The organism is Shewanella sp. SM101 (assembly GCF_025654465.1).
Taxonomy (GTDB): domain Bacteria; phylum Pseudomonadota; class Gammaproteobacteria; order Enterobacterales; family Shewanellaceae; genus Shewanella; species Shewanella oncorhynchi.
On the sequence record NZ_JAKKRH010000079.1, the window covers coordinates 1 to 11668 of the forward strand.

9 protein-coding genes are annotated in these 11668 nt (G+C 43.2%); 3 read left to right on the plus strand and 6 right to left on the minus strand.

Going from position 1 to position 11668, the window contains the following annotated elements:
• Positions 1-238, plus strand: a 238-nt coding sequence (locus tag L5M38_RS23080) for a transposase (RefSeq protein WP_263179589.1), incomplete at its 5' end; no start/stop codon positions are given.
• A 122-nt stretch (positions 239-360) separates the two neighbouring features.
• Here L5M38_RS23080 and L5M38_RS23085 read toward each other — a convergent pair.
• Positions 361-1095, minus strand: coding sequence for a hypothetical protein (locus L5M38_RS23085; protein WP_014620377.1), 735 nt, complete (start codon positions 1093-1095; stop codon positions 361-363).
• Positions 1096-1202: 107 nt separating this feature from the next.
• Complete coding sequence (locus L5M38_RS23090; protein WP_014620376.1) at positions 1203-1928, minus strand: OmpA family protein; 726 nt, start codon at positions 1926-1928, stop codon at positions 1203-1205.
• 91 nt (positions 1929-2019) lie between these two features.
• Here L5M38_RS23090 and L5M38_RS23095 point away from each other — a divergent pair, with 91 nt between their 5' ends.
• Positions 2020-2889: a DNA replication terminus site-binding protein gene (locus L5M38_RS23095; RefSeq protein WP_263180428.1), complete on the plus strand. Its 870-nt coding sequence runs from the start codon at positions 2020-2022 to the stop codon at positions 2887-2889.
• Between the two features lie 140 nt (positions 2890-3029).
• Positions 3030-3935: a hypothetical protein gene (locus L5M38_RS23100; protein ID WP_263180429.1), complete on the plus strand. Its 906-nt coding sequence runs from the start codon at positions 3030-3032 to the stop codon at positions 3933-3935.
• Between the two features lie 13 nt (positions 3936-3948).
• On the opposite strand, the gene L5M38_RS23105 is transcribed toward L5M38_RS23100, so the two are convergent.
• The 4 genes from L5M38_RS23105 to L5M38_RS23120 form a co-directional block, all read right to left on the minus strand.
• Positions 3949-4494: a hypothetical protein gene (locus tag L5M38_RS23105; RefSeq protein WP_014620373.1), complete on the minus strand. Its 546-nt coding sequence runs from the start codon at positions 4492-4494 to the stop codon at positions 3949-3951.
• Positions 4495-4504: 10 nt separating this feature from the next.
• Positions 4505-5440 (minus strand): hypothetical protein, encoded by a 936-nt coding sequence (locus tag L5M38_RS23110; RefSeq protein WP_263180431.1) that lies wholly within the window; start codon positions 5438-5440, stop codon positions 4505-4507.
• Positions 5441-5573: 133 nt separating this feature from the next.
• On the minus strand, positions 5574-10832 hold the full coding sequence (locus L5M38_RS23115) for a conjugal transfer protein TraG N-terminal domain-containing protein (protein WP_263180432.1): 5259 nt from the start codon (positions 10830-10832) through the stop codon (positions 5574-5576).
• A 2-nt stretch (positions 10833-10834) separates the two neighbouring features.
• Positions 10835-11356 (minus strand): hypothetical protein, encoded by a 522-nt coding sequence (locus L5M38_RS23120; RefSeq protein WP_263180433.1) that lies wholly within the window; start codon positions 11354-11356, stop codon positions 10835-10837.
• Positions 11357-11668: the final 312 nt, after the last annotated feature.

Sequence of the window (11668 nt, forward strand, 5' to 3'; positions counted from 1 at the left end):
TTCGCACAATATTGAGTTGCATTATTTACCGCCTTACAGCCCGAACCTCAATCCGATAGAAAGACTGTGGAAGGTCATGAATGAGCACGCGAGGAACAGCGTGTACTTCAAAAATAAGCGAGATTTCAGGTCCGCACTGGATAAATTTTTCAAAGAAACATTACCCGATATTGGTGAAAGTTTAGCGTCGCGGATCAATGATAATTTTCAGCTCTTTACCCACGCATCTTCAGGTTGATTGGGTATATACAGCAGGAGCTATTAGCACTCACCCGCTACCCATTCCAAACTTGTGAACTTTACTGAATACGTTTTGAAGCTATACACTGAGCTTATCCTATTCAGTGTATAGCTGAATGATTAGGCTTGGGGTGGGCTCAACGACATTCCAGCATAAATCTGAACGCATCTGAGCAATGCCATTGAGTCAACATTAGGATAATTGCGAGCATAAACATCGAGCGCATACATTCCCAACAGATAGGCATCATCAAAACTAACCGGAACTGCTTTAGACTGCTTACCACCTTCATTTAATGAGAAAAAGAAGCCGTTTAATTGGCGCTTAATTACTAAGCTCTTATTTTTCTGAACTCCATGTGATTTAAACTCTAAACTGGACATAAAGCCGAATAAGACGGCTAAAAAATGCCTGTATTCTGCTGCTGTAATTTGAAGGATTGTCTTATCCTTCCACGCAAACTGCTTACTCCCTCCCCCCAATGCGTTAGCACCTTCTATGTTGAGGGTGTGCACCCCTCTTTTAGTGGTTGAGCCAATGATAGTCAACGCCGCTTTAGTGCCGTGGATTTTAACGCCGCGCTCAAACTCAACTGATTTTAGCTCTTGTCCTTGATGTTCTAAGTGCTGTACAGGTTCGGACGAAACAGGCGCTTGAGGGTGATGAGTTGGAGCAACATTGCTCGCATAGTGATCGTAGTCAGCACCTTGATATTGACTAAGGGGGCTAAGGGAATAATCAACATTATTTCGAGCGGGTGGTTGAACCCCATGATTAGCCTGACTTGATCGAGCATAATGAGAAGGGCTTAACTGAGAACGTTCAGACTGTTGGTTATATTGACTTGCCTGCATGACCTACCCCTAACTAAATTTGTTAAGGTATTAGAGCACGACTTATCAACCATGCAAATTTACGCAAAGTCACCACTTAGCCTTTATTAAACAATGGCTAATTACAATCAATAATAAAACACTGTCTTACGCCACAAGGCAAGCTCCGCAACACTATCTAACGCCGGTGTGTAATTACTTCCATAGCTCACTACACTGATTTGATGATCGCTCACTCCATAATTTATCAACTCCTGCTTAACCCTCTCTGCTCGCAATCTACCCAACTCAATGTTGTAACTAGCAGAGCCTACGGAGTCAGTAAAACCAGCAATCATCACTCTTGCGTTTGTGTGTCTTAGATACTTACCATGTATCGCAATCAACGCTAATGCATCGGGGTTAAATTCAAATAAATCTGAATCGAAATTGAAATATAATGTACGGTCAGCGGGTTGGTTGATTATTATCTGTGCTTGCTTGTCAAAATTATTCGGCTCACGAACGGCCAATAAGGGGGCTGCCGGTAAAGACTCCCCATACGCTTGCAAGACAACTTTCCGATAAACATCACGGTAATAGTTTAAAAACTCTATGCGTCCGTCATTAACGGCCGCATCACGCGAGAATTCTAATTTGTAAGCCAAATCCGCTGTTTTCATTGCGCGAGGGGGGTGAGATAATACATCATTGATATTGATAAGATTTGAAGTGCAAACGCTATCTGTATTGCAAGCCGCAACAGCAGCAGACGCACCAGTGTTAACAACATTTATAGGAGCATCGTCAGTATCAAACAAAGTACATGATGAAAGCAGAAACGGCACGATTATAATAACAAGTCGGATTTGCATAAATCTCCTGACTAAATACACACATTTTTAATTAAAATAATTAAGTGCATCGTAACACAATTTCAACCACTGCGGAATGCACGGGGCAATAATGTGGGATTCAAAAAGTAATATAAGCTCATTTGAGAGACTGTACATCCAGTTATCAAATCAATTATTTTCGTTAGCCGAGTACATCTTAAATGTCCAAAGTTTGCAGGCTTATTACTACCACATAAAAACCGCAGGGGATAACCATGAAGTGACTCCTATTGTTTTCAAAAATAAGAAAGCTCGCGGCTGGATTAGTGCTGCGTTAATGGAAACAACAACTCGTGAAAAATCAACAGGTAGGACAGCAATTTTTCCGGGGATTTTAGTATTGAAAATGAGTGACTACCCCAAGTGCATCAAACTTATTTCAGACGTAAACTTAACAAAAGAGCAAATACAATCATTAACAGCGAATGTAGACAAAAGTCAGTTACGTACAATTTTAGATAATCACAATCCACTGTGCTCGCTGGTTATGCTGACGCGAAAAGTACATTCAATTGTGTGCGAAAAAGACTCAACAATTTCAGCATCATGGAACATGCGTAGCGGAATGAGAGTGTTAAGCGAAAAAAACTTCCAGACACGGGTGACGTCAGCGAAGCAAGCCAACATCATTACGGCTGAGTGCGCCGCGAAGTATAAAAAAATCTTTGAGGATAAAAAGGAAATTTGTCAGTTTAAAGTAAAAAGAAATGTCATACCGACAACTGTATACAACATTTGGAGCATAGAGGACAGCAAGGAAAAATTGCAAATCAGCGGCCAAACCCCTCTGCTTATATTCTCGGATAGCAAGATAAATGTTAAGCACTTACAGAGCATTAGTGAACCAAAACAACGAGCTAAGAGATTAGACGCAACCCCTGAAAAAGACTTACTAATTCCTGAGCTCAACATTTACATGTCAAAGATAAACAAAAAATAATTAGTGAGTGAAATATAAAAATTGTGTTTTATTTGCGCAGCCCTATAATTAATATGACAAAACATTCAAATATAATTTTTTTTGAATAATTAACGCGCCAAGCCTAGTGCAAAGCCGTATTAAAAATAGGTCTTAAAATTATGAAAAGTAATGTCTTAAAGTTCCCAGCATCTGACAGCACTCTTTCTGATACTGATACGAATAATGTTAAGTCGCCATCAGTTTTATCTAGCGAACGCATGATCCGCACACGAAAGGGGGAGCAATTTCTATGCTACACCGATTGGGTGGAGTACATGAGAGCACTAGGGATTACAAATAGAGCCTCTTGGCTAAAATACATTAAGCAGCCAAACCGACCAGAATTCATTCCAGCATCACCACCGCTATTTTACGGTAATAGGAAGCAATGGCAGGGATGGGGGGCGCTTGATCCATTTGCTAAAGTTGTTAAGCAAAGCTCAGCATTGGACATTAAAAGTAGAGGCGGCGTTTGGGCTAGTTACGAAACGGCATCCAACTTTGCTCAAAATGCTGGAATAAAAACGATGGCTGAATGGGTCACTTACCTAGAAAACAATGAAAAGCCTCGAAACATCCCAACTGATCCACGCTCATTTTACTCGCGAAAAAAAATGTGGCAGTCTTGGAACCACTTTTTAGGCACTCCAGAACCTTATGACTACAAACAAAAAGGTGGTCTAGATAAAGTTAAACTCTGGTTTTTAGAGAACAATATCACCACATCAACACAGTTTTTTGAGCTGGCAAATAGTAAGCAATTACCAGATTTTGTGCCAAGCTCACCTACTTTGATGTACAACCTTAAATTTAAAGACTTTCTCGTCAAGCACAATAAATACATGACCTTTGCCAAGGCAAGGCGGACTGTTAAATCCTGGGGCTGCGCGAATATGCTTGAGTTCAGAGCTAAACACCGCGACCTTAAAGCTAATGGTGATAGCGATGCAGCTCAAATACCTTCTGCACCAGAACGCGTTTACAAGGACAAATGGGAAGGTTGGTCCAACTTTTTACGTAAGTAAAAGTAAGTAAAAGCTATTGGGGGTATAACGTGTAAGTTATATTCCCGATAGCCTCAACGACCTTTAACGACTCCACCAACTCACCAACACCTCCCGAGCCTTTAGTGTTCATTGCAACTGAATATCTGTTAAATGCGTTTTTGAACTCTTGATTATTCTTTAACTCATTTACTTTAATCCACGCTTTATCAATATCCCCCCCCCTCAAAGTTAATACGCTAGATGCCACCATTCTTAATACGGGTTCATGTTCAGTTTGACCTTCAATCACACCCAACTCATAAACCAAATCGCTATCTTGCACTTCAAAAGGATATAAATTTAAAACCATCACAACGGCCCACAAATCACTTATGTTACGCTCTGACCTAGATAAAGCGTCATAAAGTGCATATTGAACAGCATTTATACTAGCTCTGTGCGCCAGTGAATCCGCGTAATCACTCCCACTCAAAACTATTCGAGACATTCCATATCCACGATAATCGTTATCACCTGCGATAACGGGTAGCGTAAACATCGAGAAAACTAGGCTTGCAGTACAAAGTAATTTATTCATGTCCATTCCCTTATAACTTATCTTTTATGTTAACAGTAACGCCATTAGCATCCTGACTATCCACCCTAAAATCTGCCAGTTCAGAATAGTCATACCAACGTTTTCTTGCGCTAAAGACGAACACAAACTGGTTCAAATGTTTTTTAAAGTAATCATAAGGATAGATAATTTTCTGACCTCGATTGTGAGATAGGACATCACTAAAGCTACGCTCAATCCCCACAACAGCAGTGTCTAGTTGAGCCAACATATAACCGTCCCATTTAGGATCATACACCAAGCCTTTTTCTGCATACGCAGAGAGCAGCATCACCTTAAACCTCAATTGCCAGTAACTGACAAACTCGTCAATATAAGAGCTGTTATAGTCATAAGGCTCGCTAGCTAAATTATTCCCATCTAGCACAAATAAGCTATTAGGAGTCCCCAATATATGATCACTTCTTTCAGCTTGAATACGGCCATTAATCGGTGTCCATTGTCGCTTGTTTTGCGCGGCTAAGTGAACATCTGACTCCAACTGCTTTAAGGATTTGGTTTCATCTATCCCTTTGATACTAACCGTGACGTTGACTGAAACAGCTAGATTAGATCCGCTTGGTTTATAAGTGAAATCGGCCTTATTAACAGAGAACATGAACGAACTAGCGCCGATTACATCAACGGTGACAGAACCATCGTTAACCGAAGATTTAACCAATAATGCCTGTTGGTTTTGTGGCATAAATTGGTTATAAATTGCTTTTTTTACAGCAGATTGGATTAATTGATTTTTAAACTCACTAAAGGTTTTTTGTGGGAACTCAATCGCAGTTTCTCTTAGGTAACTGACACCCCAAACGCCATGTTCTGTCGCAGAGTAAGTATCCATACTTACGCCAAACACAGGTAACGCGATGGCATTCAAAACAATAGGCAAAATTACTAATATGCTTACTTTACTCATTTGTTCCATCCTTTATCTGCACCATATTGAATAGGTTAAACCACTTTCTCCGGGTGGCAAATTTACCAAGTTAGACTTGCACAAATGAAAAATGGCACTCGTATTAGGAGTGCCATTTAAGTTGAATCACTAACTAGCTTCTAACGGGTGGGTTAGATGAACTGCCCGTATTATTCTTGCCGTCCGGTGGGCTACCAGCCCCATCATCATTTACGCCGCCATCAACCAGAACGCCACCAAAGCTCACGTTTGTATTAGCTACATTACTACCGAAACCGCCTATAGCTGAAAAATTATGGCCGGGAGTCATTGCATCAAACGAATACGGATTATTCTGTACTACGCTTTCTGACTGTGAACTAGCACTCCCAACATCGTTTGCGGTTGTAGAACTGCTGCCAATCTCTACATAACGTATCTCTGGATCTGGACTCGTGAGTGGCACACCTCCATGACTCCCCGCCTCGACCATTGGTGCTGGTGCTAGACCATTGGTAGCCGGTGCTGAATTACCCGCCTCGGCCATTGGTGCTGGTGCCAGACCATTGGTAGCCGGTGCTGAATTACCCGCTTCGGCCATTGGCGCCGGTGCCAGACCATTGGTAGCCGGTGCTGAATTACCCGACTCGGCCATTGGCGCCGGTGCCAGACCATTGGTAGCCRGTGCTGAATTACCCGACTCGGCCATTGGCGCCGCTGCAGGGACACTTGCAGCCAGTGCTGAGTTACCCGCCTCGGCCATTAGTGCCACTGCAGGACCATTTGCAGCCAGTGCTGAATTACCYGMCTCGGCCATTGGTGCCGGTGACAGACCATTTGTCGCCGGTGCTGAATTGCCCGACTCGGCCATTGGCGCCGCTGCAGGGACACTTGCCGCCGGTGCTGAATTACCCGACTCGGCCATTGGCGTCGAAGCCGAACCACTTGGCGCCGCTGCAGGACCATTTGCAGCCAGTGCTGAATTACCTGCCTCGGCCATTGGCGTCGAAGCCGAACCACTTGGCGCCGCTGCAGGACCATTTGCAGCCAGTGCTGAATTACCTGCCTCGGCCATTGGTGCCGCTGCAGGGACACTTGCAGCCAGTGCTGAATTACCCGACTCGGCCATTGGCGCCGAAGCCGAACCACTTGGCGCCACTGCAGGACCATTGGTAGCCGGTGCTGAATTACCCGCTTCGGCCATTGGCGGACTTTTGGCGATCTCAATACCTCGGGATATATTGTCAACGATAGAAGTAGGCACACCTGAACTGGCTAAGTTATCTAACAAGTTAGCTTTCTCTCCATCCGTTAGTTTATTAGCGACCTGTTCTAAGCGAGCATTACTACCCTCTCCGTTAGCGCTTTCGTTACGCCCCCGAGCGGCACTTAAATCAGGGGTAGCCCCAAAGCCATTAAAGCCATCGAGAACTTCGGATTTAGAGGCAGGAGTCAAGCTAGATAGCGAGGCTATATTCTCAGTTGCACTACTGTACTCTTGTGCATATTTAACTGCGGTTGCATGTGCGCCATGACTACCAGCCGACATAGTAGAATCTAATTTCTCATTCACCTGTTCGAGCCATTGTTTAGCTGAATCAAGGCGATTTTGGACGGCTGGCGAATTAGATTCCTGAGCCATCGCCTTATCAACCAAGCCCATAGCTGCACCTGAAAGTATTTTCATATCAAGCGCGGAATTTCTATCTGGCGACTCTGGATTGCTATTACTGTACAGCTCATTAAATTTAGCTTCTGGCAACATATTTGTACTGAACTTATCAGATAAATATTGCCCCACAATAGCCGCTGACCGCTGTTCATCATTGCTACCGCCTGCTGCTGCTATAGAAATTGCTTGAGCAGCTTTATTACGTTCTCCCTGCCAAGAATTTTCAGAAATATCGATACCTTTTTGGATGTCACTTATACCAGAAAATACTTGTTTAGCTTGTTCAATTGATGGCCTTTCATTATTAGTAAGGCTATTACCTGATAGTGATTGACCTAATAAGTTACTAGCCATCCCTGCCATTGCTGCAATCACAGGGGCATACTGGTTAGCATCAGGACCAGCATTCTTGTAAGCAGGTGAGTTGACATCTGAATAATCAGATAACATCCGACCAAGTTCAGCGGGGGAATTTTCGGCATTTTTCATGGTAGAAGCTACCCGATCAATGACTTGATTTGATAGGCTTCCATAGTTTTTATTTTTTAACTCATCAGCTATCGTATTAACGGTATCGCCTAGTGTATTACCACGATTTTCCGCTGACATATTTTGGATTCTCTCCATTAAAGCAAGGCCATTATTATCTAACTGACTAAGCCTTGCTTTATCTTCCTCTGACCATTTAGTTGGTGCTGCTAACTGGGTGTTGTCGTAATCACTCTTTGTAGGTCGATTGTTTACTGCATCATCATACCCGCTACGAATTGCATTAGTACCCTGCTCAACTCTAGCGTTTGCGGCATTAAAGGCATTGGTGTTGTCATTTTTAAATTGCTGTTCACCTGACGTTAGCTTAGGTGGCGCATAATCGACAATTTGAGCCTGTCCAATCTCGGTAAGCCCTTGTGAAACATTAAGCCCCGTTTGATTAGGGGTGGATGAGCCATATTGTGCTGCATAACCTACAGCGGCACCCTCTGCCAATTTAGTCACCGCAGACGCTTTCATCGGCTCGTCTTGTGTCGCGGCCATTACTTTAGCCAGTGCGCTTGTACCGCGATCCGCAATAGTACCAATATCCTGTATCTGTACAGGTGTACCATCACCACGCATCATTGTTTGCGCCTGATCAGAAATAGCTTTCATAGCATTAGCATCGTTAGCTTTATTGTATAGAGCCTGATTTTCTCCAAAAAATTCTTTCATAGCTCCAAATTTGGCCTTATCTTCCGCAGAAGCATTTGGGGCGGCCATAGCCTTATTTAAAGCCTGATTTGTTTCATCAAACTTGAGAGTATCAGCGCCTTTAGTGGCACTATCCCACGCCTCACCGAACTTACCACGCATGGCATCATCAGCGGTTTGTTTAGCTATTTGTTTGTAAGTTTCAGGGCTAGTAAATAGACCACTATTAGCAGAAGTTATGAGCTCACCCATTTTTATACTGCTATTTCTTCCAGCGTTTTCATTAGCAGTAATGCCTTCGCGAATTTCTGTTGCCCTAGCTTTTGATTCGGCTAATTGTTCATTAGAACTATTCTGTTTTGCAACTGCGTCCTCTTTTGCTGCGTTCTGCTGGAAAGCATTCGAGTTAGTATCAACTTTAGATTCGTCGTACACTTTTTTATTTGCTTCGGTGTCGCTTTCTTCTGCGACCTTTGCAAACTTTCTAGCATCTTGCTCACTCAACATTGATGTATTACTTGAACCTTCCGTATTGGACAGCGATTTCAATTGTGTTTGAACATCTCTCCAGCTCACTCCTGCTTCCGCATTTACACCAAGCGTTTTTAATAAACCTTGTAGACCGCCAGATGGACCGACAGACAGTCCGGCAGACATTTCAAAACTTTGGGCCTGTGATTCTGTCATTCCAGCAATTGTCTGTCTCATTTGATTAAGAGTGTCATTAGATGAGACTCCGTTCTCAGTGCCTACGGATTGGGCCGCTTTCCACCCAAGAGCTTGATCATAAGATATCCCGGCTTTCTTAGCATTGGAGATCACATTGCCGTCAGTGATAGCTTCACCTAAACGGTTCGATGCCGCCGCAGTCGCTTGGCTTGCTTCTGTATTACTCCTAGTAATATTAGCGACCTCAGAGTTAGATGCACCGATAGCAGATGCACCGGCAGATGTTGCGTTATAAGTGCTGCCGCCCGTCCCAACATTCGAATTACCAGCACCTACACGACTTTCCATCCACTCCCCACCTGCTGTGCGGTGCATTGCAAAACCAGCCGTTGAAACGGTATTTCCGTCACTGTTGACGGTTTGTGGTGAAGAAATTTTAGGATCAACATTCGCGCCCATTTGTGATTTTTGGCTCGCAGCCATCATAGTATGTACACCGCCAAAAACGATCATCATTGCCAGTGACGGCACCATTGTTTGAATAATCGCGGCTTGAGATACAAAAGTTTCTAGCGTTGTATAGGCACTATTCATACCGCCGAGTGAATCCAGCGACCAGTCCCGCATTTCAGGGTTTATGAGACAATTTGATATTTGAGTGGTATCGTTTCCGGGGAGGGAACACATCAGCTTACTAAAATAATGCTCTGTGTACAGATTTACTCCGACTTGAATTATCGGCCAGAAATTCACCGCTAACAAGAATGAAAATAACTTTCCGGCCATTGCCAACCCTTTAGAGCCAAGGGTTAAGAAAAGTGGCATCAAAGGGGCAACAAGGAAGATGAAACACTCAAACCAAGTGATCAGCGCGGGTGCCGATTCAAGAAAAAACGATGATTGTGCCGCTTGGGTCATGCGCCGCTGTTGAATACCATCAAATTCTTGCTGGAACGCTATGCGCTCCCAAGGTTCTAAATCACTCATCGTTGCACCAACTTTCGATATGAGTGCATTAACAAAATTTGCGCGGTACAAATCCATTAAACTAGAGTTATCTCTAGTCAACGACTCCAAGGTTTTTTGAACATCCGGGGCACTTGCCATATCAAACTCAACCGCTGCCCTGCGCTCCATTTCTTTACCCCAAACACTACCATCCTTGATCTCATCACCAATCAATTTATGGACATCAGTACACAGCAATTTCCCATACGTTCTGTTGTTGACGTTGTGGTAAGGCGTATACCAACTTCCAGAGGTAACTTTTAATTCGTTCCAATCAAATTTACCCTCATTAATTGAATCAGGGTAAATTTCTCTCTTTGACTGCCCTTCGGTGGTTTTACTGTTTTTAATATCTTCGAAATAACAGTTTTTTAGATAAGCCGATACATTTTCCCCAACCATTAAATAGCTTGTGTCAGCCTCCGATGTACCGACAAATCGCGCTTTTAGTAACGCTTTTAATGGATCAATGTTAGCTCCAGGTTTGGTGTCAAAATTAGGCGAAATACTGGAATAAGCCTCGGCCATCCCTTTAGATATGCCACCACCAATACTGGTGGCTAGAGCTGCTGGCGCAACAATCCCGAACGGCAAAGTGAAGGATTGAGATACTTCACCTGTACGCACTGACTCAATATAGAAATCGACTTTCGGGGTCATTAAAAATAAGTAGGTAAATAACGCAATAAAAAATTCTTTTACATGAAACTTTTGTGGGTCAAAGGCTTGTTTAAAAACCGAGACCAATAAGGTAATACCAAACCCTATTGCGATTAGTTTGCTGTTAGCAATCCCCCCGCTACTAAAAGCTAGTTCGGCCCCTTGAGCCATCTTTATCATTAAATCAATATCACCAAGGGAATAGAGTGTTAACATGCTTACTGCCCCGTTTTCATAGCGGATATATAACCAAATTGAGTTACCATCGCAGCATTAAGTGTTGTTATTTTGGACTCGATGTCTGCTTTTTCTTGAGACATGTCCTTTATTTTGTCTAATATGTTGGCTAAGTATGCACTTCGTTGAGTTGTATTGCTGTCCTTCATATTGCTGGCTGCAATACGGAGATCTTCGATAAGTTGCAGGGTAGCGGTTAACGCAAGGTATTCAGAAATAAATTTACAGTTGCTATTATTGAGCATGTTCGCGTTTGAGGCATTTTCCAAAATGTTGGAAAACGTATCATTCATCCCTCTCATAATTATGTCCTGTTGAGCCGAGTAAGTGCCTTTACGTGCATAGATGGCAACAATGCTTGAGTCCCGCTTGCTGCTATCCATCAACCCACAAATAGCATCCCCATAGAGCCGATAAAACGAATCTAAATAACGCGGGTCATTCGGGCTAACATCCTTAACCGCTGCTGATAAACAATTGGGATCGGTACTTGCGGCGGTCACACAGACCACCATTTTCTTCGCAACAGGAACATCGGGTGCTTCTGCTATATATAGATCCCGGAGGGTATGCGTCTAGCGAAGTACACCTAGCATCGATGTTCTGATTGTCTAAAAATACCTGCTCAATGATAAATTTGGAGCAGGTGATGAAAACATACAGAACAACTACTCAGTGGCAGATGCTACTTCAACAACGCGGCTCGTTTAGTGGCACTAATATCGAATTTTGCCAACACCATAATGTCTCTATCACCACTTACTATAAACAGCGCGCTTTACTGGCTGAGTATCAGCCTAATTCAACCTTGCCAG

Excerpts from the sequence above, each read along its gene's own strand:
- L5M38_RS23090 (WP_014620376.1), bottom strand. The coding sequence starts at position 1,928 with ATGCAAATCCGACTTGTTATTATAATCGTGCCGTTTCTGCTTTCATCA.
- L5M38_RS23105 (WP_014620373.1), bottom strand. The coding sequence starts at position 4,494 with ATGAATAAATTACTTTGTACTGCAAGCCTAGTTTTCTCGATGTTTACG.
- L5M38_RS23100 (WP_263180429.1), top strand. The coding sequence starts at position 3,030 with ATGAAAAGTAATGTCTTAAAGTTCCCAGCATCTGACAGCACTCTTTCT.
- L5M38_RS23095 (WP_263180428.1), top strand. The coding sequence starts at position 2,020 with ATGTGGGATTCAAAAAGTAATATAAGCTCATTTGAGAGACTGTACATC.
- L5M38_RS23110 (WP_263180431.1), bottom strand. The coding sequence starts at position 5,440 with ATGAGTAAAGTAAGCATATTAGTAATTTTGCCTATTGTTTTGAATGCC.
- L5M38_RS23085 (WP_014620377.1), bottom strand. The coding sequence starts at position 1,095 with ATGCAGGCAAGTCAATATAACCAACAGTCTGAACGTTCTCAGTTAAGC.